This is a genomic window from Pseudomonas ficuserectae (assembly GCF_024584585.1).
Taxonomy (GTDB): domain Bacteria; phylum Pseudomonadota; class Gammaproteobacteria; order Pseudomonadales; family Pseudomonadaceae; genus Aquipseudomonas; species Aquipseudomonas amygdali.
The window spans coordinates 166,669-193,024 of sequence record NZ_CP085684.1 but is presented as its reverse complement, the minus strand read 5'-3'; the positions used below and the strand labels follow the sequence as shown (position 1 = coordinate 193,024).

27 protein-coding genes are annotated in these 26,356 nt (G+C 59.1%); 9 read left to right on the top strand and 18 right to left on the bottom strand.

Annotation, left to right across the window (positions count from 1 at the left end; genetic code table 11):
• Positions 1-502: 502 nt before the first annotated feature.
• Positions 503-982 (bottom strand): Lrp/AsnC family transcriptional regulator, encoded by a 480-nt coding sequence (locus LJU29_RS00920; protein ID WP_005757592.1) that lies wholly within the window; start codon positions 980-982, stop codon positions 503-505.
• Positions 983-1,106: 124 nt separating this feature from the next.
• Here LJU29_RS00920 and LJU29_RS00915 point away from each other — a divergent pair, with 124 nt between their 5' ends.
• From LJU29_RS00915 to LJU29_RS00905, 3 genes are all read left to right on the top strand, one after another.
• Positions 1,107-1,454, top strand: a complete 348-nt coding sequence (locus tag LJU29_RS00915; RefSeq protein WP_005757591.1) for an ACT-like domain-containing protein — start codon at positions 1,107-1,109, stop codon at positions 1,452-1,454.
• A gap of 110 nt (positions 1,455-1,564) precedes the next feature.
• Entirely contained in the window at positions 1,565-3,349 is a 1,785-nt protein-coding gene (gene tfpB, locus LJU29_RS00910; protein WP_004666547.1) for a type IV pilus assembly ATPase TfpB, read from the top strand.
• Positions 3,350-3,490: 141 nt separating this feature from the next.
• Positions 3,491-3,811, top strand: a complete 321-nt coding sequence (locus tag LJU29_RS00905) for a DUF2388 domain-containing protein (RefSeq protein ID WP_002551535.1) — start codon at positions 3,491-3,493, stop codon at positions 3,809-3,811.
• Between the two features lie 68 nt (positions 3,812-3,879).
• Here LJU29_RS00905 and gcvH read toward each other — a convergent pair whose 3' ends face one another.
• The 5 genes from gcvH to LJU29_RS00880 form a co-directional block, all read right to left on the bottom strand.
• Entirely contained in the window at positions 3,880-4,269 is a 390-nt protein-coding gene (gene gcvH / locus LJU29_RS00900) for a glycine cleavage system protein GcvH (RefSeq protein ID WP_057423835.1), read from the bottom strand.
• A 43-nt stretch (positions 4,270-4,312) separates the two neighbouring features.
• Entirely contained in the window at positions 4,313-5,395 is a 1,083-nt protein-coding gene (gene gcvT / locus LJU29_RS00895; RefSeq protein WP_004655293.1) for a glycine cleavage system aminomethyltransferase GcvT, read from the bottom strand.
• 152 nt (positions 5,396-5,547) lie between these two features.
• Complete coding sequence (locus LJU29_RS00890; RefSeq protein WP_057454539.1) at positions 5,548-7,164, bottom strand: ABC transporter permease; 1,617 nt, start codon at positions 7,162-7,164, stop codon at positions 5,548-5,550.
• A 271-nt stretch (positions 7,165-7,435) separates the two neighbouring features.
• Complete coding sequence (locus LJU29_RS00885) at positions 7,436-8,437, bottom strand: extracellular solute-binding protein (protein ID WP_044323844.1); 1,002 nt, start codon at positions 8,435-8,437, stop codon at positions 7,436-7,438.
• Between the two features lie 109 nt (positions 8,438-8,546).
• Entirely contained in the window at positions 8,547-9,254 is a 708-nt protein-coding gene (locus tag LJU29_RS00880; RefSeq protein ID WP_002551530.1) for a Crp/Fnr family transcriptional regulator, read from the bottom strand.
• An 81-nt stretch (positions 9,255-9,335) separates the two neighbouring features.
• On the opposite strand from LJU29_RS00880, the gene LJU29_RS00875 reads away from it, so the two are divergent.
• Positions 9,336-9,860, top strand: a complete 525-nt coding sequence (locus tag LJU29_RS00875; protein ID WP_057454537.1) for an Mpo1 family 2-hydroxy fatty acid dioxygenase — start codon at positions 9,336-9,338, stop codon at positions 9,858-9,860.
• Between the two features lie 6 nt (positions 9,861-9,866).
• Here the strand turns inward: LJU29_RS00875 and LJU29_RS00870 are convergent, their stop codons facing one another.
• From LJU29_RS00870 to dadA, 6 genes are all read right to left on the bottom strand, one after another.
• Positions 9,867-11,828: an acetyl-CoA hydrolase/transferase C-terminal domain-containing protein gene (locus LJU29_RS00870; RefSeq protein ID WP_057454536.1), complete on the bottom strand. Its 1,962-nt coding sequence runs from the start codon at positions 11,826-11,828 to the stop codon at positions 9,867-9,869.
• 114 nt (positions 11,829-11,942) lie between these two features.
• Positions 11,943-12,266 carry a c-type cytochrome gene (locus LJU29_RS00865; protein WP_004655313.1) on the bottom strand — a complete coding sequence of 108 codons (324 nt, stop codon included), beginning with the start codon at positions 12,264-12,266 and terminating at the stop codon, positions 11,943-11,945.
• 24 nt (positions 12,267-12,290) lie between these two features.
• Positions 12,291-12,839, bottom strand: a complete 549-nt coding sequence (locus tag LJU29_RS00860) for a cupin domain-containing protein (RefSeq protein ID WP_004655316.1) — start codon at positions 12,837-12,839, stop codon at positions 12,291-12,293.
• Positions 12,840-12,963: 124 nt separating this feature from the next.
• The gene (gene alr / locus LJU29_RS00855; RefSeq protein ID WP_054995136.1) at positions 12,964-14,037 is read right to left on the bottom strand and encodes an alanine racemase; all 1,074 of its coding nucleotides are present in this window, start codon (positions 14,035-14,037) and stop codon (positions 12,964-12,966) included.
• Positions 14,038-14,125: 88 nt separating this feature from the next.
• Positions 14,126-14,479 carry a RidA family protein gene (locus tag LJU29_RS00850; RefSeq protein ID WP_002551525.1) on the bottom strand — a complete coding sequence of 118 codons (354 nt, stop codon included), beginning with the start codon at positions 14,477-14,479 and terminating at the stop codon, positions 14,126-14,128.
• The gene (gene dadA, locus LJU29_RS00845; protein WP_057423830.1) at positions 14,451-15,752 is read right to left on the bottom strand and encodes a D-amino acid dehydrogenase; all 1,302 of its coding nucleotides are present in this window, start codon (positions 15,750-15,752) and stop codon (positions 14,451-14,453) included. The genes LJU29_RS00850 and dadA overlap by 29 nt, the downstream gene beginning before the upstream one ends.
• Before the next feature lie 157 nt (positions 15,753-15,909).
• On the opposite strand from dadA, the gene LJU29_RS00840 reads away from it, so the two are divergent.
• Entirely contained in the window at positions 15,910-16,398 is a 489-nt protein-coding gene (locus LJU29_RS00840) for an Lrp/AsnC ligand binding domain-containing protein (protein ID WP_004655323.1), read from the top strand.
• 148 nt (positions 16,399-16,546) lie between these two features.
• Here the strand turns inward: LJU29_RS00840 and LJU29_RS00835 are convergent, their stop codons facing one another.
• The gene (locus tag LJU29_RS00835) at positions 16,547-16,900 is read right to left on the bottom strand and encodes a YkgJ family cysteine cluster protein (protein WP_057454534.1); all 354 of its coding nucleotides are present in this window, start codon (positions 16,898-16,900) and stop codon (positions 16,547-16,549) included.
• Positions 16,901-17,005: 105 nt separating this feature from the next.
• Between LJU29_RS00835 and LJU29_RS00830 the strand changes: the two genes are divergently transcribed.
• Positions 17,006-18,322 (top strand): NAD(P)/FAD-dependent oxidoreductase, encoded by a 1,317-nt coding sequence (locus LJU29_RS00830; protein ID WP_057454533.1) that lies wholly within the window; start codon positions 17,006-17,008, stop codon positions 18,320-18,322.
• Positions 18,323-18,327: 5 nt separating this feature from the next.
• Here the strand turns inward: LJU29_RS00830 and LJU29_RS00825 are convergent, their stop codons facing one another.
• Positions 18,328-18,579: a DUF1127 domain-containing protein gene (locus tag LJU29_RS00825; protein ID WP_004655331.1), complete on the bottom strand. Its 252-nt coding sequence runs from the start codon at positions 18,577-18,579 to the stop codon at positions 18,328-18,330.
• Positions 18,580-18,754: 175 nt separating this feature from the next.
• Between LJU29_RS00825 and LJU29_RS00820 the strand changes: the two genes are divergently transcribed.
• Both LJU29_RS00820 and LJU29_RS00815 read left to right on the top strand, forming a co-directional pair.
• Positions 18,755-20,176, top strand: a complete 1,422-nt coding sequence (locus tag LJU29_RS00820) for an aminotransferase-like domain-containing protein (protein ID WP_060407004.1) — start codon at positions 18,755-18,757, stop codon at positions 20,174-20,176.
• Positions 20,177-20,248: 72 nt separating this feature from the next.
• Complete coding sequence (locus LJU29_RS00815; protein ID WP_044320693.1) at positions 20,249-21,829, top strand: phospholipase D family protein; 1,581 nt, start codon at positions 20,249-20,251, stop codon at positions 21,827-21,829.
• On the opposite strand, the gene LJU29_RS00810 is transcribed toward LJU29_RS00815, so the two are convergent.
• Positions 21,826-22,974, bottom strand: a complete 1,149-nt coding sequence (locus LJU29_RS00810) for an MFS transporter (protein ID WP_257111536.1) — start codon at positions 22,972-22,974, stop codon at positions 21,826-21,828. The two genes, LJU29_RS00815 and LJU29_RS00810, sit on opposite strands and share 4 nt — an antisense overlap.
• 471 nt (positions 22,975-23,445) lie before the next feature.
• Entirely contained in the window at positions 23,446-24,939 is a 1,494-nt protein-coding gene (locus tag LJU29_RS00805; protein WP_257111535.1) for an aldehyde dehydrogenase, read from the bottom strand.
• Positions 24,940-25,178: 239 nt separating this feature from the next.
• Here LJU29_RS00805 and LJU29_RS00800 point away from each other — a divergent pair, with 239 nt between their 5' ends.
• The gene (locus LJU29_RS00800) at positions 25,179-25,547 is read left to right on the top strand and encodes a cupin domain-containing protein (RefSeq protein WP_257111534.1); all 369 of its coding nucleotides are present in this window, start codon (positions 25,179-25,181) and stop codon (positions 25,545-25,547) included.
• An 81-nt stretch (positions 25,548-25,628) separates the two neighbouring features.
• Here LJU29_RS00800 and rpmG read toward each other — a convergent pair whose 3' ends face one another.
• Together rpmG and rpmB are read right to left on the bottom strand one after the other, a co-directional pair.
• On the bottom strand, positions 25,629-25,784 hold the full coding sequence (gene rpmG / locus LJU29_RS00795) for a 50S ribosomal protein L33 (protein WP_002551515.1): 156 nt from the start codon (positions 25,782-25,784) through the stop codon (positions 25,629-25,631).
• Positions 25,785-25,795: 11 nt separating this feature from the next.
• Positions 25,796-26,029, bottom strand: a complete 234-nt coding sequence (rpmB, locus tag LJU29_RS00790; protein WP_002551514.1) for a 50S ribosomal protein L28 — start codon at positions 26,027-26,029, stop codon at positions 25,796-25,798.
• Positions 26,030-26,356 lie beyond the last annotated feature (327 nt).

The following is a 26,356-nucleotide window of genomic DNA, read 5'->3' as shown; positions in this document are numbered from 1 at the left end:
CGTCCGATCTTGAGTATTCGGTGCGGCGCAAATTTGTGACGCAGAGCGTCACGAACTGCATGCCAACGCGGAGCATTGGCACGATAGTCATCTTGATGCTTAGGTTAACTATCGTTCCCACGCTCCGCGTGAGGACGCCGTTCTGGACGCTCCGCGTCCGATCTTGAACATGTGGTGCGGCGCAAACTTGTGACGCAGAGCGTCACGGACTGCATGCCAACGCGGAGCATTGGCACGATAGTCATCTTGATGCGTAGGTTAACTATCGTTCCCACGCTCCGCGTGGGGACGCCGTTCTGGACGCTCTGCGTCCGATCTTGAGTATTCGGTGCGGCGCAAACTTGTGACGCAGAGCGTCACGAACTGCATGCCAACGCGGAGCATTGGCACGATAGTCATCTTGATGCTTAGGTTAACTATCGTTCCCACGCTCCGCGTGGGGACGCCGTTCTGGACGCTCCGCGTCCGATCTTGAGCATGCGGGATGGTCAAAAGCGCACGTTCAGCCACCCTGGCGCAGCAGCGGCAGGCTGGTGGTGGATTTGATCTCGGACAGCGCCACTGTCGAGTTCACTTCCTGAATGCCGGGCACCAGCGACAGTTTTTCGAAGAAGAACCGCTCGTATGCCTCGATATCCGGCGTCACGATACGCAGCAGAAAATCCACTGCCCCCATCAGCACATAGCACTCCAGCACTTCCGGGAAGCCACGAATCGAGTCGGTGAACTCGGTGAAGTTGGAGCGCCCGTGGGCGTTGAGTTTCACCTCGGCGAAAATCTGTGTGTTCAGGCCGATTTTCTTGCGATCCAGCAACGCAACCTGACGACGAATGACCCCTTCATCCTTGAGCCGCTGAATGCGCCGCCAACAAGGCGATTGCGAGAGGCCGACCTGCTCGGCAATCTGCGCGCTGGAGAGCGACGCGTCCTCTTGTAGCAGCGCCAGAATCTTGCGGTCGTAAACGTCCAGCTCGGTTTGCATAATTAATTTTCCGCATTGGCTTTTTACGCATTAACAAGTCCAATCAAGCCTAATCCAGATGATGACGGACCAGAAATTTCTTTTTTGGCATGTAAAGATTCTCCCACTGTTCTGGAGTATCCACATGCCTGACCTTGAAGCCGTTACCGCCCCTTTGCAGCGTCCCGACAACTGGTCATCCAGTAAGGCGGCATGCTGTGCGCGCTACCAAATTGTTGCCGCAGCCGAGCCGGCGCTGCTTTGTCAGGTGCTGAACCTGTTTGCAATGCAGTACCTGATTCCCGACCAGCTCAGTGTGGCGCGACAAGAGCAGACGCTGCTCATCGGCCTGCAAGTTGCCAGCCTGAGCTGGCACAGAGCGCAGGTGATCGGCGAAAAAATGCGTAACCTGATCGATGTATGCTCCGTGGAAGTCGAACAGATCGACGCGCAGAACAGCCCACAAACGCACGTGGCCCTGGCGACCGGCTGAATCAATTTAGCCGCTCCGGTAATTCCCGGTCGCATAGAACGAGTAACGCTGTCACGCTTGGCGTCTACTCTTGTTCATCGCCCAATGACGAATTGCCTCAAGGAGCGCACATGGCAGCCCTGGCCCCCTCTTCACAGGATCGCTGGCTTGACCTGAATGATGTGCTGCGAGATCTGGTTGCCGAAGGCTATCTCGGCCAGGACGACGCAGAAACGGCACTCACCCAGCGTCGCAGTGCGGTGAACATCCAGCTGCATCCTCTCGAATTTCTCGCTTCACTTCAGTTTGACGACTTGAAGCGGCCTGGCAAGAAGCTGGACCTGGAAACCCTGACCGCTTGGCTGGCCAAAGCCTGTGGCCAGCCCTACATGCGCATCGACCCGCTGAAAATCAACGTGGCAGCCGTCACGCCATTGATGTCCTACGCCTTTGCCCAGCGCCACAAGATTCTGGCTGTGGCGGTTGACCGCGAGTCGGTGACCATCGCCAGCGCCCAACCCTACGTGCGCTCCTGGGAAGGCGATCTTGCGCATGTGCTCAAGCTGCAGATCAAGCGTGTGGTCGCCAACCCGACAGACATTCAGCGCATGGCGATGGAGTTTTTCAGGCTGGCCAAGTCGGTCAGCGGTGCCAGCGCCTCTGAGCAAAAAATGAGCAACATGGGCAATTTCGAACAGTTGCTCAAGCTAGGCGCCAGTGATCAGGAGCCGGACGCCAACGACGCGCACATCGTCAATATCGTCGACTGGCTGTTCCAGTACGCATTTCAGCAGCGCGCCAGCGATATTCATATCGAGCCGCGCCGCGAACAGGGCACCGTGCGGTTTCGCATCGACGGCGTGCTGCATAACGTTTACCAGTTTCCGGCGCAGGTGATCATGGCGATTGTCAGCCGCCTGAAAAGCCTTGGCCGGATGAACGTCGCCGAAAAACGCAAACCACAGGACGGGCGGGTCAAAACCACCACACCCGAGAATCGCGAAGTGGAGTTGCGCCTGTCGACGCTGCCGACGGCGTTCGGCGAAAAAATGGTGATGCGGATCTTCGACCCCGAGGTGCTGCTCAAGGACTTCGACCAGCTGGGTTTTTCCAGTGATGACCTGCGTCGCTGGCAGGAAATGACCCGCCAGCCCAACGGCATCATTCTGGTCACCGGCCCGACCGGTTCGGGTAAAACCACCACGCTGTACACCACCCTCAAGAAACTGGCGACCTCCGAGGTCAACCTGTGCACCATCGAAGACCCCATCGAGATGGTCGAGCCGGCCTTCAACCAGATGCAGGTGCAGCACAACATCGAACTGAGCTTTGCCGCCGGCGTGCGCGCGCTGATGCGACAGGACCCGGATATCATCATGATCGGCGAGATTCGCGACCTGGAGACCGCTGAAATGGCCATTCAGGCGGCACTCACCGGGCATTTGGTGCTGTCGACGCTGCACACCAACGACGCACCCAGCGCCATCAGCCGTATGCTCGAGCTGGGTGTGCCGCATTACCTGCTCAAGGCGACCATCCTTGGCGTCATGGCCCAACGTCTGGTGCGGACCCTGTGTCCGCACTGCAAGGCACCGATCAATCTGAACGAAACCGACTGGCAAACCCTGACCCGCCCGTGGCAGGCACCCGTACCGCCCGGTGCGCATCAGGCGGTCGGTTGTGTGGAATGTCGCGATACCGGCTATCGGGGACGGGCCGGGGTTTACGAGATCATGGTCATGTCCGACAACATCAAGGCATTGATTTCTGCGGACCTAGACCTGACCGCCATGCGTCGCCAGGCCTTCAAGGAAGGGACGCGCAGTTTGCGTCTGTCCGGTGCCCAGAAAGTCTCGGCAGGGCTGACTACACTTGAGGAAGTGCTGCGAGTGACACCGCAGAGCGAGCAACGCTGATCAGGGCTGAAAGCGTTGTTCCAGACGGCTGTGCATCGTGGTGAACCAGCTAAAGTGAACTACTTGGTACACCTTGATTGAACTAGTTCGTGGCTTTGGCTATCCAACCCCTCAGAACAACCACAGTTGGAGTAACTCATCATGCGTCTCAAGTTTGCTGTCGCCACCGTAGCCTTGCTTTCCATCCCAATGGGTTCAGCGATGGCTGACACCTTCTGGCGTAATGTGCTGTCTTCCGGTGCAACCACCGGCTCGACTTACCTGACCTTCAAGGATCACAAGCTGATCGTTGCCGCCCAAGACGACGCAGGCAGCTTCGTCGCCAGCGACGGTGGCATTCGCGGTCCGTTTCTGGAAGCGGCCATCGAGCAGGTGCGCAAAGACAATCCAGGCCTGAAAGCCACCGACATGGAACTGGCCAACGCGATCCTGGATAAGAATCTGGTCGCTGAAAACCAGTAAGTCTTGCCGATTAGCTTCGCGCATAAAAAATGCCGCCCATGAGCGGCATTTTTGTGAGCGGCAATCGGTTATTCGCCGATAGCGCTCTTGTAACCGGCTGCATCCAGCAGCTTGGCCAGATCACCGCTGGCGTCGCTTGGCTTGAGCTTGAAGATCCATGCACTACCGTACGGATCCCTGTTGAGCGACTCGGGCAAATCGCCCAGCGCTGCGTTGACTTCGATCACCTCGCCAGCAACCGGCGAGTAGATATCCGAAGCAGCCTTTACCGACTCGACGACACCGGCGGTGTCACGGGCAGCGAACACTTTGCCGATTTCCGGCAGCTCGACGAAGACCACATCGCCCAGTGCTTCCTGTGCATGGTCCGAGATGCCGACGGTCACGGTGCCATCTGCTTCAAGACGTGCCCATTCATGACTTTCGGCGAAGCGCAGCTCGGCGGGAATATTGCTCATTTAGTCATCCTCAACATCGGGTCAGCGGAAAACCCGCCATAGGTTAAATCAGGGTCTTGCCGTGGCGCACAAACGCTGGCTGCACCACCCGCACCGGATACCACTTGCCGCGGATTTCCACCTCGGCCCGGTCAGCGGTTGCCATCGGAACGCGCGCCAGAGCAATGGATTTGCTCAGCGTAGGAGAGAAACTACCACTGGTGATCTCTCCTTCGCCAATTTCTGCGACACGTACCACCTGATGCGCCCGTAAAACGCCGCGCTCTTCGAGCACCAATCCCACGAGTTTGAAGGCGGTTCCTTCAGCCCGTTCGCTCTCCAGCGCCTCGCGACCGATAAAATCACGGTCGGCAGGTTCCCAGGCAATGCTCCAGGCCATATTCGACGCCAGCGGTGAAACATGCTCGCCGATGTCCTGACCATACAGGTTCATGCCTGCCTCCAGACGCAACGTATCGCGAGCGCCCAGACCGATCGGGGAGATACCCGCGCCGACCAGTTCATTGAAAAAACGCTGGGCCTCTTCGGCAGGCAGCATGATTTCCAGGCCGTCTTCACCGGTATAACCGGTGCGCGCGATGAACCAGTCGCCATCATCAAGACCTTCAAACGGCTTGAGCTGGTGGATCAGTTCGGCGCGGGCGCTTGAAACCAGCTCGGCGATACGGGTTCTGGCCTTTGGCCCTTGAATCGCGAGCATCGCCATTTCGCTGCGCGCGATCAGTTGTACATCGAAGTCGCCCAGCTGCGACTGCATCCAGGCTAGATCCTTGACCCCGGTCGCGGCATTGACCACCAGCCGATAACCTTCGGGCGTGAGGTAGACGATCATGTCATCGATGACCCCGCCTCTTTCGTCCAGCATGGCGCTGTACAAGGCTCGACCCGGGGTCTTCAGTTTTTCCACATCGTTGGCCAGCAGGTAACGCAGCCAGGTTCTGGCTTGACGGCCAACCACATCAATCACGTTCATGTGTGAGACATCGAAGACCCCACAGTCGCGACGCACCTGATGGTGTTCCTCGACCTGCGATCCGTAATGCAACGGCATGTCCCAGCCACCAAAATCGACCATTTTCGCGCCAAGGGCGAGGTGCAGGTCGAACAGGGGGGTACGCTGTCCCATGGGTTTCTCCTTCCGGGCGTGGCGAAGGTGCGGGCAGAAAAGATCGGCAAGCCCCCAATAAACCGGAGTTTGCAGCACTTACAGCTGGCCGAATTTTCTGACAGACCGCACCAATTGCGGCGCATTGTAGCGGCAAGGTGAAGGGCCCGCACCTAGCCAATCTGACGGGCAGAGCGACGAATCAACCCGATGACGGGTAATAATCCTACAAGCACCAGCGACAAAGCTGGCAATGCCGCTCGTGCCCACTCACCCTCGCTGGTCATTTCAAACACGCGTACCGCCAGCGTATCCCAGCCAAACGGGCGCATCAGCAGGGTCGCAGGCATCTCTTTGAGTACATCGACGAACACCAGCAACGCAGCACTCAAGGCTCCCGGAACCAAAAGCGGTAGATACACGTTGAGAAACAACTTTGGTCCGCTGACACCCAGACTGCGTGCGGCTTCAGGCAATGAGGGACGGATACGCGACAGGCTGTGCTCCAGCGGGCCGAAGGCGACCGCGATGAAACGTACAAGGTAAGCCAGCAGCAGCGCCGAAAGGCTGCCCAGCAACAACGGCTTGCCTGCACCGCCCAGCCAGCCGGAAAGCGGAACGACCAGCTCACGGTCCAGATAACTGAACGCCAGCATGATTGAAACGGCCAGTACCGAACCCGGCAGCGCGTAACCGAGGTTGGCGAGGCTGACGCCAGAGCGGATCGCAGGTGTAGGCGCCATACGCCGGGCAAAGGCCAGAATCAGCGCCACGCTGACAGTGATCAACGCCGCCATACCGCCCAGATAAAGCGTATGCAGAATCAGGCCGGTATAGCGCTCGTCGAGGTCGAATCGGCCGCGCTGCCAGACCCAGACAATCAATTGCAGCACCGGCACGACGAAGGCACAGAGAAACACCAGCCCGCACCATAAACTGGCTCCCCAAGCCTTGATACCGCTAAGCGGATAAAGCGCAGCGCCACGCGGCCGTTCATTGGTCGGTCGGCTTGCACCGCGGGCACGACGTTCGCCATACAGCAGCACCAGGACTGCCAACAGCAGCAGGCTGGCCAGTTGCGCGGCGCTGGACAGACTGAAGAAGCCGTACCAGGTCTTGTAGATGGCGGTGGTGAACGTGTCGAAATTGAACACCGATACCGCACCGAAATCGGCCAGGGTCTCCATCAGCGCCAAAGCTACGCCCGCACCGATGGCTGGACGCGCCATTGGCAGCGCCACACGCCAGAACGCCTGCAAGGGCGTGTTGCCCAACACTCGTGCAGCTTCCATCAGCCCCTTGCCCTGCGCCAGAAACGCCGTGCGCGCCAACAGGTAGACATAGGGATAGAAGACCAGCACCAGGACGATGATCACCCCACCGGTGGAGCGCACCCGAGGCAGGCGCAGGCCGGAGCCGAACCATTCACGCATCAGGGTTTGCACCGGGCCGGAAAAATCCAGCAGCCCGACAAATACAAACGCCAGTACGTAGGCAGGGATTGCGAACGGCAGCATCAACGCCCAGTCCAGCCAGCGCCGCCCGGGAAATTCACACAGGCTGGTCAGCCACGCCAGACTCACCCCCAGCAGCGTCACACCCACACCGACACCCAGCACCAGAATCAACGTATTGCCCAGCAGGCGGTACATCTGGGTTTCCAGCAGATGTGACCATATCTGTTGGTCAATGGTCTCCCACGACAGCAGCAGCACGCTCAGCGGCAATAACACCAGCGCAGCGATGGCGAAGACCAATGGGTACCAGCGGCGTTGGACAGGATGGGCCAAGGAGGTTCTCGAAATGAGGGGGGTTCAAGAGGGTAAGCAGAGCGTGCGCACAGGTCTGCTTCTGATTCTGGCTGAAAGCCGTAGGAGCGGACTTGTCCGCGAAAAGGCCGGTACATTCTCAGAAAATGCACTATCTGAACTGACGGCTTCGCGGACAAGTCCGCTCCTACGCCCTGCGGGCAGAAGCCTGAAAGCCACGCTTTTCGGGCTATTCAAGATTTGTGTAATGAGCGCGAAGCGTATCAACGAGAGTCAGGCACTGGGTATTAAATCAATTCCAGCCCGCGCGATCCATCATGCGGATCGCTTCTGCCTGGCGCTTGCCTGCCACTTCGACCGGAATGGTGTCGGCCTTGAACCGGCCCCAGCTCGCCACTTCTTCTGACGGCGCCACGTTCGGGTTGGCCGGGAACTCCTGATTGACGCTTGAGAAAATCTTCTGTGCATCGGGACCGGTCATCCACTCGACCAGCGCCTTGGCAGCCTCAGGGTGCGGGGAATATTTGGTCAGGCCGATACCCGACAGATTTACATGTACACCCCGGTCCGCCTGATTCGGCCAGAACAGCTTCACCGCCAGGTCAGGTTTTTCCTTGTGCAGGCGACCGTAATAGTAGGAATTGACGATGCCCACATCGCACTGCCCGGCGTTGATCGCCTCAAGCACTGCGATGTCGTCGGAAAAAACATCGGTGGACAGGTTGTTCACCCAGCCCTTGAGGATTTTCTCGGACGCTTCGGCGCCATGGGTTTCGATCAATGTGGCGGTCAGCGACTGGTTGTAGACCTTCTTCGCGGTGCGCAGGCACAGGCGCCCTTCCCAGTTCTTGTCGGCCAGCGCTTCATACGTGGTCAGCTCGACAGGTTTCACCCGGTCAGTGGAGTAGGCGATGGTTCGTGCGCGAAGGCTCAGGCCGGTCCAGCCGTGAGTGGATGAGCGGTATTGCGGCGGAATGTTGGCTTCTATCACCGGTGAGGTAAATGGCTGCAGAATGCCCATCTGTTCGGCTTGCCAGAGGTTACCGGCATCGACCGTCAGCAACAGGTCGGCAGTGGCATTCTCGCCCTCGGCCTTGATGCGCTGCATCAATGGCGCTTCCTTGTCGGTGATGAACTTTATCTTCACCCCGGTCTTGGCCGTATATGCATCGAACACCGGCTTTATCAACTCGTCGATCCGGGACGAATACACCACCACTTCATCGGCAGCCTGAGCGGTACTGCCCAGTAAAGTCAGTGTCAGAGCAGCCAGAAGACGCTTGCTTGCCTGCATCGGGGTATCTCGCGTTCGCAAATGAGGCGAAATGGTAGTGAATCCCATTTGCTATCTCAATCGAAGAGGCAGCGGAGCCGTTACCGGATGTTTCTGGCTGACAGCCTGATCAACAAACGGTCCTGGCTTTGGAAAAGTTCGCAACCCTGCGCAGCTTGTCCACATCGAACACTTCCAGCTGCCCTTCTCCCAGGCGCACGATCTTGCGTTCATGCAGATCCTGAAGCACTTCCAGCAAGGCCGGCGGGGATAGCGCGAGGCACTCCACGGCCTGAATGTCCTCCAGCACAATCAGGCGGCGTGCATGGCTCAACGGGCCATAACCCTCACTGAGCATCAACAGACGCCATGCGACCCTCGCTCTGGGAGGCAGTCGGCGCATTTTCTCGGGGTTCTGCAGCGGCAAACCGATTTTCTGGCTGAGTAACGCGGCAAACCAGCGCCAATATTCCGGGTGCCTGTCGAGCAACTCGAGCAGAAATTGCTGAGGGACATGCAGAAAGATACTTTGCTCCAGTGAGCAGACCTCGAAACGGCGCGGCAACCCGTCGAACAGCGAGACTTCGCCAAACCACATAGGCGCACGCATCGGCTCCACACCCGAAAGCCGCTGCTCATGGGCAGCGCCGATACGCACACAGCCCTCCAGCAACACATAAAGACCGCAGGGCAGATCGCCTTTCTCGAACAGCGTCCTGCCAGGCGTCCTGCGCTGCTGGCGAGCAGCGTCCAGCAGGCTATCCTGCAAACCGGCAGGTAAATGAGAAAACCAGTAATCGGATAGCAGTCGTGACCGCCACGACACTCCATTTGTCATTTTTGCTCCCTTTTATTTCAGGCATGCGTGTTGTACAACAATCCTGGCTCAAGCCGATCATCGTCTCAGGCAGGAATAATAATGAAAACCCTTGTCGATCATCTCAGCCAATACGCTGCGTATCACCGTGATTCACGCAATATCGTGACGCACTTCGTGGGCATTCCATTGATTGTACTGGCCGTGGCGGTACTTCTGTCGCGTCCGGGCTGGACTGTAAGCGGCGTGTGGGTTTCGCCTGCGGCCCTGCTAACCTTGGGTTCGACGATTTTCTATCTGCGTCTGGACCGTCCGCTGGGCGTGGTCATGGCAGTGCTACTGGCACTGTGCATCTGGGCCGGGGCCAACCTTGCGCAACAGGCGACCATGGTCTGGCTGAGCGCGGGCGTCGGGCTCTTTGTGATCGGCTGGATCATCCAGTTCATCGGCCATTACTACGAAGGGCGCAAACCGGCGTTTATCGATGACGTGACCGGCCTGATCATCGGCCCGCTGTTCGTGATTGCGGAGCTGGCGTTCCTGATGGGCTTGCGCAAACCGCTGCAACACGCCATCGAAGAACGCTCCGGCCCAGTGGGGCGCAATACCCGTAAGGCTGCGATGTAGCGACCGTTAACGATCAGTCTCCGTGCTCTGGCCCGCCAGTCCGCTGGTCCCGCTGGTGTGGTGCAGCCCGGCCAGCAGCAGTCGCTGATACAACTCTTCGCGCAAGCCCTGAGGCTGGTCGAGTTGCATTCGTTGCAAGTGCTCCGGGAAGGCTTCGGGGTCGGGAGCGTCCAGAGTGGCCTTGCCCAATTCCAGAATTTCGGTGAGTTTGAGCTTGCTCTTCAGCCAGTTCAACGCACGCATCAGGTCGCGCTCTTCACCTGTAAAATCGCATCCCAGCGGGTATTCAGTAAACAGCGACGGGTAGCGCGATGCCGTGTCTTTGAGGCGTTCCGGGGTGTTTTCTGTGAAGCGTGGATCAAGGCGGAATTCCCTGGGCAGCTTTCCGGCCTTTTGCGCCTGCTCGATCAAGCCGGGCTGAAAGCGCGAGTCAGTGATGTTGAGGATGCGCTCGATCACCGTGGCGTCGGTCTGACCGCGCAGATCGGCAATGCCGTATTCGGTCACGACAATATCGCGCAGGTGCCGGGGGATCGTGGTGTGGCCGTACTGCCAGACGATATTGGAGCTGACCTCGCCACCTGACTCACGCCAGCTGCGCAGCATCAGGATCGAACGAGCGCCCTCCAGGGCGTGAGCCTGCGCCACAAAGTTGTATTGGCCACCCACACCGCTGAGCACTCGGCCATCTTCCAGTTGATCGGCCACGGCTGCGCCCATCAGGGTGACGGTGAACGCACTGTTGATGAAGCGCGCATCGCGGCGTTGCAGACGTTTGAGTTCTTCCTGACCGTAAAGCTCGTTGATATAGCTGATGGCAGTCATGTTGAACTGCGCCAGTCGCTCGGCGGGCAGCTCGCGCAATCGCTCGTAGAAACTGCTCGGACCGAGGAAAAAACCGCCGTGCACCACCACGCCATCAGGATGGGCGTCTTCATCCAGAGTGCCCAGGTTGGCCAGCCGTTGCAGCTCTGCGTCGGCATACACCTTGCGTCGCACGATCCCGGCATCGGCCAGTACCAAAAGACCGTTGACGAACATTTCGCTGCAACCGTAAAGGCCGCTGGCGAACGGCTGAACGCCGCCTTCGCGGTCGATCAGGGTCTGCCAGTTACTCATGTTCAACTCAGCCAGCAGACTGCGCCAGGTTTCATTGTCGGCTTGCCTGGCCAGCAGTGCGCCGGTCAGCGCATCGCCCATCGAGCCGATGCCGATCTGTAGCGTGCCGCCGTCGCGCACCAGCGTACTGGCATGCAGACCAATCAAATGGTCTTGATAACCCACCGGCATGTTCGGGGTGGAAAACAGCGTGCTGCGCTCATCTTCGTTGATCAGCAGGTCAAACGCTTCGACATCCAGCTCCGAGTCGCCCGGCATGTAAGGCAGGTCGGCGTGGACCTGACCCAGCATGAGGATGGTTTCTCCGGCGGCGCGGCGTTTGGCGATCATGGGCAGCAGGTCGAGGGTCACATCCGGGTTGCAACTCAGGCTCAGCTTGCCCGGGTGCTGATCGTCACGGGCCACCAGTTGCGCGACCAGATTCAGGCCGTTGGCATTGATATCGCGGGCGGCATGACTGTAATTGCTGCTGACGTAGTCTTGCTGGGCTGACTCGCTATTCAGCAGGCTGCCCGGCTGCATGAAGAATTGCTGCACGCGAATGTTGTGTGGAAGTTTGTCGCGACGCAGCGCAGCTAGAAACTCCAGCTCCGGATAGTCACCGAAGACCCGCTCCAGAAACGGTTCCAGAAACCGCGCCTGCAAACCCTCTCCCGGCGTTGGCCGCCCGAGTGTCAGCGCGGTGTAGATCGTCAGCCGTCGCTCGGGCAACTGGCTGATGCGCTGGTACAGCGCATTGACGAACCGATTGGGCTTACCCAGCCCGAGCGGCATGCCGAGGTGAATATGCTCGGGCAACTGCGCCAGAACGTGATCGACAGCGTGCTCGATGGAACAGGAATACGGCATCCCAGCTCTCCTGAATTGTTATTGGTGCAGCTTGGACCGGTGGCAATCTGAAATTGCTGCATGCTCGCTGCGCAACTATCGCTCCCACGCTCCAGCGTGAGAACGGAGTGCACCTCACTTCAGCCCGGACATGCTCTGAATGGCGCTCTTCAGTTCGTCGTCAGTGCAATCGCCGCAGGTGCCTTTCGGCGGCATGATGCCAATGCCTTTGATGGTGCTGGCCAGCAGGCCGTCAAGGCCGCCTTTTTGTCTGGCCCGCTCTTCCCAGGCGGCCGTGTCACCGGTTTTCGGCGCGTTGAGCAGGCCGACGCTGTGACAGGCGACGCAATGGGCGGCGATGATGTCGTCAGGGGCTCGGGCGGTATCGGCGGCTTGCACATTGAACACCCACAACGTCAGAACGCCTGCGGTGCTCAGAATCTTCCGGGTCAGCTTCACGCGTCACTCACTGCAAGGGGCGGGTCAGAAATTGGCTGGCGTTGCCGCACTAATCAATCGTGCCGGGACGTCGAACGGGTTGCGGAAGCGGTGCGGCCGGGTGCTTTCAAAATAATAGCTGTCCCCGGCTTCCAGTACGTAGGTGTCGAGACCCACCACCAGCTCCAGTCGCCCCTCGACGAGGATTCCGGTTTCTTCACCGTCGTGGACGAGCATTTCTTCACCGGTATCGGCACCCGGCGGGTAGGTTTCGGTAAGAAAGGCGATGGCACGGCCCTGGTGCGACTTGCCGACCAGCTTCATGGTCACGGCACCGTCCGAGATATCAATCAACTCGCTGGCCTTGTACACCACCTGCGCTGCGTTTTCCGGAACGGTTTCTTCCGAGAAAAACTCGACCATGGACATGGGAATGCCGCCGAGCACCTTGCGCAGCGAGCTGATCGAAGGGCTTACGCTGTTTTTCTCGATCATGGAGATGGTGCTGTTGGTCACGCCTGCGCGCTTGGCGAGTTCACGCTGGGACAGGCCCTTGAGCTTGCGGATCGATTGCAGTCGTTCACCCACGTCCAATGCGATATTCCCCCAGGTTTTGTCAGGTCTAGTCGAGATGAACGCCATCATGGCAACAGCGTTCAATATTTACAACACTTCGACAGACACCAGGCATACAGCGGCCTGACGGACAAGGGCTCGATCAGTCTTGGGAATAGATACGCGGAACGCGACGCAGATTGCAGAAGATTTCGTAGGGAATCGTTTCTGCCCGTGTGGCCACTTCACTGGCGAGCACGTGCTTGCCCCATAACTCGACCCGGCTGCCAAGCCCGGCCTGCGGTACGCCGGTCAAGTCTACGCAAAGCATGTCCATGGACACTCGCCCGAGCAGCCGGGAGGGCTGACCGTCGATCTGCACAGGCGTGCCGGTTGGCGCATGACGCGGATAGCCGTCGGCGTACCCCATCGCCACCACGCCAATACGTAATGGCCGATCACAGACAAACGTCGCGCCATAGCCCACGGCTTCACCGGCAGGCAGTTCACGCACGCTGATGATCTTCGATTCCAGGGTCATGACCGGTTGCAGGCGGTCAGCCAGCGGGTGCGGCTGACCAAACGGCGTGGCACCGTAGAGCATGATGCCGGGGCGCGACCAGTCGCTTGGAATATGCGGCCAGCCCAGAACGGCCGGGGAGTTTTTCAGGCTGATTTCTGCGGCCAGGCCTTTGCGAAAGCTCTCGAATACAGCGAACTGTTCATCACTGCATCCACTGTTCAGTTCATCGGCTCGGGCGAAGTGGCTCATCAGGACGATTCTGGCCACTTTGCCGGTTACCAGCAGGCGTTGATAGGCGGCCTGATATTCATGCGGGTACAGGCCGACGCGGTGCATGCCCGTGTCAATCTTGAGCCAGACCGTTAAAGGTTTGGCGAGCTGCGCCTGCTCGATGGCCTCCAGCTGCCAGGTCGAATGCACGACCGTCCAGAAGTTGTGCTCGACAATCAGCGCCAGTTCATCGGCTTCGAAAAAACCTTCAAGCAGCAGAACAGGTGCGCGGATGCCTGCCGCGCGTAGCTCGAGCGCTTCTTCGATGCAGGCCACTGCGAAACCGTCGGCCTGGGCTTCCAGTGCCTGAGCGACGCGTACCGCACCGTGACCATAGGCATCGGCCTTGATCACCGCGAGCGCTTTGCCGCCGCTGTGTTCACGAGCCAGTTGGTAGTTGTGACGCAGTGCCTGAAGATCAATAAAGGCGCGGGCTGGACGCATGATGACGTTTCTTGCCTGAAGGGTGAAAAGGGTCAGAAAAACCCCGACGCAGAGATGCGTCGGGCACAACGGTATGAAGACAGCAGACTCAAGGCAGCGCGGCGACAACCGACAGTTCGACGAGGATTTCCGGCTCGCACAGCTTGGCCTCGACGGTTGCACGCGCAGGCGCGACACCCTTGGGCAGCCATTTGTCCCAGACGCTGTTCATGCCGGCAAAATGAGCATCGATGTCTTTCAGATAGATCGTGACCGACAGAATGCGAGTCTTGTCAGTGCCGGCCAGGTCGAGCAGGCGCTCGATACTGTTCAGAACCTCGCGGGTCTGTTGCTCGACACCTGCAGTCATGTCATCGCCGACCTGGCCCGACAGATAGACGGTGCCGTTGTGGACAACGACCTGACTCATGCGCTCATTGGTGAGCTGGCGCTGGATTGACATGCTGTGCATTCTCCTGAGTGTTGCCGTAACGAGAGATATCGAGGCCTTCGGCACTGATACGGGGTGTCTTGCGGGCAATGAGGTCTGCCAGCAAGCGACCGGAACCACACGCCATCGTCCAGCCCAATGTGCCATGGCCGGTATTGAGGAACAGGTTACGGAACGGTGTTGCACCCACAATCGGTGTGCCATCGGGAGTGGTCGGACGCAACCCGGTCCAGAAACTGGCCTGGGTCAGATCGCCACCCTGAGGATAGAGGTCACCGACGATCATCTCCAGTGTTTCGCGTCGACGAGGATTGAGCGACAGGTCGAAACCGGCGATTTCCGCCATGCCGCCGACCCGGATGCGGTTGTCGAAGCGGGTGATGGCGACCTTGTAGGTTTCATCGAGAATGGTCGAGGTCGGAGCCATGGCCGGGTCAGTGATCGGCACCGTCAGCGAATAACCCTTCAGCGGGTAAACCGGAGCCTTGATACCCAGCGGTTTGAGCAGTTGCGGAGAATAGCTGCCCAGCGCCAGCACATAGCGGTCGGCTGTTTCCAGCTTACCGTCGATCCACACACCATTGATGCGGTCGCCAGCGTGGTCGAGGCGCTCGATGTTCTGTCCGTAGCGGAACTCGACACCCAGCTCTACGGCCATTTCTGCAAGGCGCGTGGTGAACAACTGGCAATCGCCGGTCTGGTCATTCGGCAAGCGCAGTGCACCGCTGAGAATGCCGGTCACACCGGCTAGCGCGGGCTCGACACGGGCGATGCCTTCGCGATCCAGCAGTTCGTAAGGAACACCGGACTGCTCGAGCACGGCAATATCCTTGGCAGCGTTGTCCAGTTGCGCCTGAGTGCGGAACAGCTGAGTAGTACCCAGGCTGCGCCCTTCGTAGGCAATACCTGTTTCCAGGCGCAGTTCATCCAGGCAATCACGGCTGTATTCGGACAGGCGCACCATGCGCTCTTTATTCACGGCATAGCGGCTGGCGGTGCAGTTGCGCAGCATTTGCGCCATCCACAGGTATTGATCGATATCTGCCGTGGCCTTGATTGCCAATGGCGCGTGGCGCTGCAGCAACCACTTGATCGCCTTCAGGGGAACACCCGGCGCGGCCCATGGCGAGGCATAGCCTGGCGAGACCTGGCCGGCATTGGCAAAGCTGGTCTCCATGGCGGCGGCTGGCTGGCGGTCTACCACGGTCACCTGAAAACCGGCACGCGCCAGATAATAAGCACTGGTTGTACCGATTACACCACTTCCAAGGACCAGAACGCGCATGTAGATGACCTCATCGCGGATATCCGCTGACGTTTTGAAGTTTTAAGCAAGAATGTGCGCAGTATATTGAGCAAAGGGCAGTGCTTCTCACTGTATAAACATCTATATTTGGCGTTTATTCCCGGCGATAAACGCTTTGGTAGAGGGGAAATAACCCATGCGCACTCAACACCAGTCAAATCGTGAACTGGACAAGATCGACCGCAATATCCTGCGCATCCTCCAGGCAGATGGGCGTATCTCGTTTACCGAACTGGGCGAGCGCGTCGGCCTCTCGACCACTCCGTGTACCGAGCGGGTTCGCAGGCTGGAACGCGAGGGCATCATCATGGGCTACAACGCCCGCCTGAACCCGCAAAGCCTGAAGGCCAGCCTGCTGGTGTTTGTGGAAATCAGTCTGGACTACAAGTCTGGCGACACCTTCGAGGAGTTCCGCCGTGCCGTGTTGAAGCTTCCGCATGTGCTGGAGTGCCACTTGGTATCAGGCGACTTTGACTATCTGGTCAAGGCGCGCATTTCCGAGATGGCGTCCTACCGCAAACTGCTGGGCGATATCCTGCTCAAGCTGCCGCACGTGCGTGAGTCCAAGAGCTATATCGTGATGGAAGAAGTGAAAGAGAGCCTGAACCTGCCGATTGCCGACTGATTGCGCTAGGTTCTGTACGAAAAGTCGGCGAGCGAGGGTCAGGCAAGGCAAAAACAGGCGAGGAAGCGGAGTCTACGTGTTGTAAATGAGCATTCCGAGCCTGTTTTTAACGCAGCATCACCGAGCGCAGCCACTTTACGTACAGAGCCTAGACCAGCACTTGTCGGGTGGAAGCCATATATTCGTGTATCTGCTTCTCTACCCGCGGGTGAATCAGTTCGACCGGGCGACGGCCATTCGGGCATGGCAGGCTTTCGGTGGTGCCAAACAGACGGCAGATCAACGGGCGTTCGTCATACACGGTGCAGCCCTGCGGGCCAAGGTGCACGCAATTGAGCTCATCGAGCGCGGCTTCCTGTTCGGCGGCAGTCTTGCGCGGCAGGCGCGACATTTCTTCGGGCGACGTGGTAACCGGGCCGCAGCAGTCGTGGCAGCCAGGCACACACTCGAACGAGGGAATCTGGCGGCGCAGATCACTTATTTTCTGACGGTTGCAGCTCATTGAATCAACCATTCCTACACAATGCGCTGAGTTTGCCCCAGTTGGCAGGCTCATGACAGCGGCTTATCCTCCCCACACGCAAACCGCCACCGACAGGACCCGCTCATGAACGCCCGCGTTCAGCACCCGACTCTTCACGACGACCAGCATGTTGCCTCCTACTACGCCGCCAGCAGCCATCCGCAACCGGATCACCCTGCGCTGCAAGGCGAGGTGAAGGTTGATGTGTGCGTGGTGGGCGGCGGATTTTCCGGCCTCAACACTGCCATCGAGCTGGCCGAGCGCGGGCTGAGTGTCGCGTTGCTTGAGGCACACAGGATTGGCTGGGGTGCCAGCGGACGCAATGGCGGCCAGCTGATTCGCGGGGTCGGCCACGGTGTCGAGCAGTTCGCCAATGTCATCGGCAGCGAGGGTGTGCGGCAGCTCAAGCTGCTGGGCATTGAGGCGGTCGATATCGTGCGTCAGCGCATCGAGCGGCACGCTATCGATTGCGACCTGAAATGGGGTTATTGCGACCTGGCCAACAAGCCGCGCGACCTGCACAGCCTTGCCGAAGATGCCGATGAACTGCGCAGCCTGGGCTACCGCCATGAGCTGAAATTGCTGCAAGCCGATCAGATGCGCAGTGTCGTGGGCTCCGACCGGTATGTCGGCGGTTTGATCGACATGGGTTCCGGGCATCTGCACCCGTTGAATCTGGCTTTGGGAGAAGCTGCCGTAGCGCAGTCACTGGGCGTTCGGCTGTTCGAACATTCTGCGGTGACGAGAATCGACTACGGCCCGCAGGTCAAAGTGCATACGGCTCAGGGGGCGGTGCTGGCGAAAACGCTGGTGCTGGGCTGCAATGCCTACCTCAACGATCTGAATCCGGAAATAAGCGGCAAGGTATTGCCCGCGGGCAGTTACATCATCGCGACCGAACCCTTGAGCGAGGCTCAGGCCCAGGAAGTGTTGCCGCAGGACATGGCGGTCTGTGATCAGCGCGTGACTGTAGATTACTACCGGCTGTCAGCGGATCGCCGTTTGCTGTTCGGGGGCGCCTGTCACTATTCGGGCCGCGACCCACGGGACATCGCCGCTTACATGCGGCCGAAGATGCTCGATGTGTTTGCGCAACTGGCTTCAGTGAAGATCGATTACCAGTGGGGTGGGATGATCGGCATCGGTGCCAATCGCCTGCCGCAAATTGGCCAGCTCAAGCAGCACCCCAACGTTTTTTATGCGCAGGCTTATTCGGGGCATGGTCTGAACGCGACACACCTTGCAGGTCGCTTGCTGGCCGAAGCCATCGCCGGGCAACACAGCGATGGCTTCGAGTTATTCGCCAAAGTGCCACACATGACCTTTCCGGGCGGTAAACACTTGCGCTCGCCGTTACTGGCATTGGGCATGCTCTGGCACCGGCTCAAAGAGCTGCGCTGAAAGGCTCAGGGCCTCCAGAACGGTTTCATCGCTTCGACCCGCGCCTGCTGGAAATCCAGCCCGATGTCGCGCAACTGATCGTCCGTCAGCTCCAGCAAGGTGCGGCGAGAGGCCCAGCGGTGACGATACAGCGCCCAGCGACCCATGCCCGCCAACAGATCGGCCTTGTTTGAGCGGACCGTTCTGACCGCAGTTGGCCGATAGTCATTCAATTCCTGGCTGTGAAGCGCAAGGCGTACATCGCTGAACCCGTTCATTTCCGTTTCCCTCATCCTGGGTGGGTGTGGGTCTATGATGAAACGAACGGCCAAACCATTACAGATTCAAAAACAGGTTATATTTTCCATACAGATGAGACAAAAACAGCACTGAATGCTATATTTTTGCCCAATCTGTATTGCTATACCATGCTCACCATCCTGAGAGTACGTCATGACGCTTTACGTCAACCTCGCCGAACTGCTCGGCTCGCGGATCGAAAACGGCTTCTACCGCCCTGGCGACCGCCTGCCATCGGTGCGTGCGTTAAGTGTCGAACATGGCGTCAGCCTGAGCACCGTGCAGCAAGCGTATCGGGTGCTGGAGGACAACGGCCTGGCAGCGCCGAAACCTAAATCCGGCTATTTCGTATCGGCCAGTCGAGCGGCACCTGCGTTGCCTGCTGTCGGGCGACCCGTCCAGCGGCCTGTGGATATCTCTCAATGGGATCAGGTGCTGGACCTGATTCGGGTGGCACCTCTCGAAGCGGTCACGCAACTGGGGCGCGGCATGCCCGATGTCACCAGCCCTACCCTGAAACCGTTGATGCGTGCGTTGAGTCAGTTGAGTCGCCACCAAGACATGCCGGGGCTGTATTACGACAACATCTACGGCGTGCGCAGGCTGCGTGAGCAAATCGCCCGACTGATGCTCGACTCGGGCTGCAACCTGACCGCCAATGACCTGATCGTCACCAATGGCTGTCATGAAGCGCTGTCAGCGAGCGTCCGTGCCATTTGCTCGCCGGGTGACATCGTTGCGGTGGACTCGCCCAGTTTCTTCGGCGCCATGCAGACGCTCAAGGGTGTGGGCATGAAGGCCCTCGAAATCCCCACCGACCCATTGACCGGCATTAGCCTCGAGGCGCTGGAACTGGCCCTTGAGCAATGGCCGATCAAGGTCATTCAGCTGACGCCCAATTGCAACAACCCGCTGGGTTACGTCATGCCCGAAGCCCGCAAACGTGCGTTGCTGACGCTGGCGCAACGTTTCGATGTGGCGATCATCGAAGACGATGTGTATGGCGATCTTGCTTACAACTACCCTCGCCCGCGCACCATCAAATCCTTCGATGAAGACGGTCGTGTCCTGCTGTGCAGCTCGTTTTCCAAGACCCTGGCACCCGGCCTGCGGATTGGCTGGGTAGCGCCGGGGCGGTATCTGGAGCAGGTGCTGCACATGAAATACATCGGCACCGGCTCGACTGCACCGCAGCCACAGTTGGCCATCGCCGACTTCATCGAAGGCGGCCATTACGAGCCGCATGTACGGCGCATGAGAACCCAATACCAGCGCAGTCGCGACCAGATGATCGACTGGGTGATGCGCTACTTTCCCGAAGGCACCCGCGCCAGCCGCCCGCAAGGCGGTTTCATGCTGTGGGTGGAACTGGCCGAAGGCTTCGACACGCTGCGCCTGAACCGCGCGCTGCTGGGCAAGGGTGTACAGATCGCGGTGGGCAGTATTTTTTCCGCCTCGGGCAAGTACCGTAACTGCATGCGCATGAACTTCGCGGCCAAACCGAGCCGCGAAATCGAGAACGCTGTGCGTATCGTGGGCGAGACAATTGCACTACTGAATGCGCAAACTGACTGACGCTGGCAAATCTTTCCCGGTTTTTCGGGTCATAACGCCAAGTCGAGCCATGTACAGACGCGGAAGATCAATTTGAATAACTCATGGGCCTTGCCCTTTTGCCTGCTGGTTGCACTGTGCGTCAGCGGTTGCGCACATCAGCAACTTGCCAGCGAGCCAAGCCAGGCCATGCCGCCCTCGAGTTCTGCTTTCGGCCGCTCTATTCAAGCCATGGCGATGCCCCACGACGGGCGTTCCGGCTTTCGCCTGCTGCCCGACAGCAGCGATGCATTCAAGGCGCGCGCCGAGCTGATCCGTAACGCCAAAAGCAGCCTCGACCTGCAGTATTACATCGTCCATGACGGCCTGAGCACGCGCGCCCTGATCGACGAACTGCTCAAAGCGGCAGACCGTGGCGTGCGGGTGCGCATCCTGCTGGACGACACCACCAGCGACGGGCTGGATCAGGCCATCGCCACCCTCGCCGCGCACCCGAACATTCAGATTCGCCTGTTCAACCCGCAAAATCTGGGGCGCGAGACCGGCATCACGCGCAGCTTGGGGCGTTTGATGAACCTGTCGCGTCAGCACCGGCGCATGCACAACAAACTTTGGCTGGCCGACAGCAGTGTGGCCATCGTTGGCGGGCGCAATCTGGGCGATGAATACTTCGACGCCGAACCGAACCTGAACTTCACCGATATCGACATGCTAAGCGTGGGACCGGTCGCCGAACAGCTCGGCCAGAGCTTCGATCAATACTGGAACAGCACGCTCAGCAAGCCCATCGATGCGTTCATGTACTTCCTGCCCGACGGTGAGGATCTGGCCCAGGCCCGGCAGCGGCTGGACGATTCGCTGGAGCAGGCGCATCAGCAACACAAGGCTCTGTATGAGCGATTGATGGCCTACAAGACTCAGCCACGCATGAAGACCTGGCTCAACGAGCTGGTCTGGGCGCACAACCAGGCATTGTGGGACGCGCCGACCAAGGTACTGGCGCAGGGAGATCCGGATCCGCACCTGCTACTGACCACGCAACTGGCCCCCGAGCTGCTGAACACTCGCAAGGAACTGATGCTGATTTCGGCTTACTTTGTGCCGGGTCAGGAAGGTTTGCTGTACCTGACCGGCCGTGCCGATGCCGGCGTCAACGTCAGCCTGCTGACCAATTCACTGGAAGCCACCGACGTTCCTGCCGTGCATGGCGGCTACGCGCCTTACCGCAAGGCGCTGCTGGAGCATGGCGTGAAGCTGTTCGAACTGCGCCGCCAGCCTGGCGATACCGAAACCATGCGCGGCAGCGGCCCGCATTTGTTCAAGAAAAGCAGCTCGTTGGCCAGTTCGGAATCAAGCCTGCACAGCAAGGCGATGATCTTCGATCGGCAGAAAGTCTTTGTCGGCTCATTCAATTTTGACCCGCGTTCTGTGCTATGGAACACCGAAGTCGGCGTGCTGGTCGACAGTCCGCAACTGGCCGAAGAGCTGCGCGAACTGACGCTGCAAGGCATGGCTCCCTCGCTCACTTACCAAGCGAAGCTGGAGGATGGCAAAGTGGTGTGGGTGACCGAAGACAATGGCCAGATCCACACGCTGCATACCGAACCCGGTGACTGGTGGCGGCGTTTCAACGCGTGGATGAGCCGTGCCATCGGCCTGGAAAGAATGCTTTAGGCGGGCGCAGCCTGGGCAACCCCGAACGCTCCACGTCGCCTGATCAGAATCAGCAGGCCAAAGGCACCTGCCGCCATCAGCAACGGCAAGGCCTCACCGCTGACCCACTGACTGCCTGCGCCCGCTATCAGGGGCCCGATCAGGCACCCGATGCCCCACAGTTGAGCGACATGCGCATTGGCGCGGACCAGTGAATCATCTCGGTAACGCTCGCCGATCAGGATCAGCGACAGGGTAAACAGCCCGCCAGCACTGGCGCCGAACACTGTCCAGAGCGGCCAGATCAGGGCGGTGTCGATCAGTAACGGCACCAGCAGACTGGACGCCAGCAACAAGGCAGCGCATCCGGTAAACATTGCGCGGCGCGAGATGCGATCAGCGAGCATGCCGATCGGCAGCTGCAGTAACGCGTCACCTATCACCACCACACTGACCATGATCAGGGCGATTTCCGGGGTGAACCCGTGGCGTATGCAGTAGAGCGGCAGCAGCGTGAGGATCAAGGCTTCGAATGCAGCGAACAGCGCCACTGCCCAGGCGATAGCGGGCATGCCGCGACAGAAGCCCGCCAGATCAGTGAAGGTCACGTTGCAGGATTCGGTCGATGGCGCCCCCGTGCGACCCAGCAGCAGGAACGGGGAGCCGACCAGTAGCAGCACACCAATCCAGAAGCCGTAGTCGGCCTGAGTGCCGATAACGCCCAGCAACAGCGGGCCAGCCAGTTGGCTGAAGGCGTAAGTGCTGCCATACAGCGCTACCAGCCGTCCGCGCAGACGCTCGATCACCAGTTGGTTGATCCAGCTTTCACCCAGCACGAAGACGATGGTCAGAATCACCCCTAGCGCCAGGCGCAAGACCAGCCAGACCCCGTAATACGGCAGCAGCGCCAGTGCGCCGACCGAAACGGCGCCGCCCCACAGGCACAGGCGCATCAGCTTGGCGGTACCGAAGCGCGCGGCGAGACGACTGGCCAGCGCCGCACCCACCAGCACACCCACCGCAGGCATCGCCGCCATGATGCCAATGGCAAACGAGCCGTAACCCCAGCCTGCCAGACGCAATGAAACCAGCGGCATGCTGACGCCCATTGCCAGCCCGACGCCCAACACGGACGCCAGCACGGCAAAATAAGTACCCCAACGCATTATCAAGCTCCTGCTGCCCTAACGGCGCAATCAAGACCGGACGCAGAGCGTCCAGAACGGCATGCGACGCGGAGCGTCGCACGATAGTTGAGGTTATCGCTCCTCACGCTCCAGCGTGGGAATGCCGTGCGTGACGCTCCGCGTCACAAATCTGCGCCACGCCGCAAACGCAAGCCAGGACGCGGAGCGTCGCACGATAGTTAAGGTTATCGTTCCTCACGCTCCAGCGTGGGAATGCCGTGCGTGACGCTCCGCGTCACAAATCTGCGCCACGCCGCAAACGCAAGCCAGGACGCGGAGCGTCGCACGATAGTTAAGGTTATCGTTCCTCACGCTCCAGCGTGGGAATGCCTTGCGTGACGCTCCGCGTCACAAATCTGCGCCGCGCCGCAGACGCAAGACCGGACGCGGAGCGTCCAGAACGGCGTACCGACGCTAGAGCGTCGGCACGATAGGTGTCGCGCTCCTGACTTACAGCTTGATCCAGATGGATTTCAGCTCGGTGTATTTGTCGAAGGCATGCAGCGATTTATCACGACCGTTGCCTGACTGCTTGAAGCCACCGAACGGGGCAGTCATATCGCCGCCGTCGTACTGATTGACCCATACGCTGCCTGCGCGCAGTGCCTTGGCGGTCAGGTGTGCTCTGGAGATATTTGCAGTCCACACGGCAGCAGCCAGGCCATAAGGCGTGTCGTTGGCTATCTGTATCGCTTCTTCGTCGCTGTCGAACGTCAGCAGTGAAAGTACCGGGCCGAAGATTTCTTCCTGAGCGATTTTCATCGCGTTGTTCACACCGTCGAAAATGGTCGGCTCAACGTAGGTGCCGCCGGTCTCCTGCAGAATGCGCTTGCCGCCCGCAACCAGTCTGGCACCCTCGGCGTGACCGGCTTCGATGTAAGACAGCACTGTGTTCATCTGCTGGGTGTCGACCAGCGCGCCCACATTGGTCGCAGGGTCCAGCGGATTGCCGGGCTTCCAGGTGGCCAATGCCTCAAGCACCATCGGCAGGAAGCGTTCCTTGATAGAGCGCTCGACCAGCAGCCGAGAACCGGCAGTGCAGACTTCGCCTTGATTGAAGGCAATTGCGCTGGCGGCTGCTTCGGCGGCGGCCTGCAAATCCGGCGCGTCGGCAAAGACGATATTCGGGCTTTTGCCACCGGCTTCCAGCCAGACGCGTTTCATGTTCGACTCGCCTGCGTAAATCATCAGTTGTTTGGCGATTTTGCTCGAACCGGTAAACACCACGGTATCCACGTCCATATGCAGCGCCAGCGCCTTGCCGACGGTATGACCGTAACCCGGCAATACGTTGAGCACGCCCGCAGGAATGCCTGCCTCGATGGCCAGCTGCGCAATACGAATGGCGGTCAGCGGAGACTTCTCCGACGGCTTCAGGATCACGGAATTGCCGGTGGACAGTGCAGGACCAAGCTTCCAGCAAGCCATCATCAACGGGAAGTTCCACGGCACGATGGCGGCGACGACACCCACCGGCTCGCGCGTTACCAGACCCAGTTGGTCATGAGGCGTTGCCGCGACCTCGTCATACAGCTTGTCGATGGCTTCGCCGCTCCAGCTCAGGGCTCTGGCAGCACCGGGGATGTCGACACCGAACGAGTCGCCAATCGGTTTGCCCATGTCCAGAGTCTCAAGCAGGGCCAGCTCTTCGGCATTTTGCTTGAGCAGCCCGGCGAAACGGATCATGGTTTCCTTGCGTTTGGCCGGAGCCAGTCGCGACCAGGCACCCGAGTTGAAGGCGCTGCGCGCACTGTCGACAGCGCGTTGCGCGTCAGCGGTGTCGCAACTGGCGACCTTGGCAAGCATCCGGCCATCGACCGGGCTGATGCAATCAAACGTCTCGCCGGAGGAGGCTGCGGTGTATTCACCTTGAATGAAGGCACGGCCTTCGATCTTCAAATGCTGGGCGCGTTGCTCCCAGTCAGCACGAGTCAGGGTGGTCATTTGCATGTCCTCCTCTTGTTGAATGTGGGTGTGTCATGGTTGATTAAAGACACAATCTGAAATTTTTCAGGAAGGCCGTTACCCTAAACCAGCGGCCCGACAAAACCAATATATTTGACATAAATAGCCGCTACGGTGCTTTTATGTTGATTTTATTAAACAGCTCCGCACGCGCGCCGAGGCACTAACGCACAGCACGCACGTCAAACCCTCAACGCATTCAGGACAAGGGGCCCATCATGAGCATCGAAAGCATCGTCGACTTCAGTGAAGCCAGCACCGCCGCCGAGCACTATCGCTCTGCACCGGAAAAGGTCTTTAAGGGCGATCCGGCACAAACCCTCTACAACCACTACAACAGCCCCTGCGGACAGATGAGCGCGGGGGTCTGGAATGGCGAGCCCGGGCAGTGGCAGGTGAATTATTCGGAACACGAGTATTGCGAGATTGTGCAGGGTGTTTCAGTCCTGCGCGACGAGCAGGGCAACGCGAAAACCCTGCGCGCAGGCGACCGTTTTGTGATTCCAGCCGGCTTCAAGGGCACTTGGGAGGTGCTGGAAACATACCGCAAGATTTATGTGGTGTTTGAAGCCGCTGCGGATAAATAAGTACTGCCCTTGCAGCTATGCCAGGAGCGCAGACACAAAAAAACCCGCCGAGGCGGGTTTTTTTGTAGCCGACAGAATCAATTACTTGATTTTGCCTTCTTTGTAGATCACGTGCTTGCGTACAACCGGATCGAATTTTTTGATTTCGATTTTATCCGGGGTAGTACGTTTGTTCTTGTCGGTGGTGTAGAAATGGCCTGTACCAGCGCTCGACACCAAACGGATCAATTCACGCATGATTCTCTCCCTTAAATTTTGCCGTCGCGACGCAGTTCAGCGAGCACAACTTCAATGCCACGCTTGTCGATGATACGCATGCCTTTAGCAGATACGCGCAGACGAACAAAACGCTTCTCGCCTTCAACCCAGAAGCGGTGATGCTGCAGGTTTGGCAGGAAACGACGACGGGTTTTGTTGTTTGCGTGGGAAATGTTATTCCCAGTCACCGGACCCTTACCGGTAACTTGACATACTCTCGACATGCCTCAGCCCTCTAAAACCACATGCCCAACCCGGCATGGGTTGGCCGCTTAATCTCTCAGTCATTTGGCGCCAGGCGCCGCGTTTCTTTAAGGGTCTTACCGGCTACACCTACAGTGAAGGAACCGGGCCCCTAGAAAAGAGCGCTGCTTTATACCAGAAACCCTTGGACGCAACAACAGGCAAAGCACTTTGACCCGAATGAATCCGCTCTGCGCGGCGGTATGCTCAAGCAATGCGGGGGCACAGGCAAATCGACCGCTCGTCGCACCGTGACGATTGTTCTACGCCAGTAGATGGTCTAGGGTTAGTCCCTCACCAGACTGCGC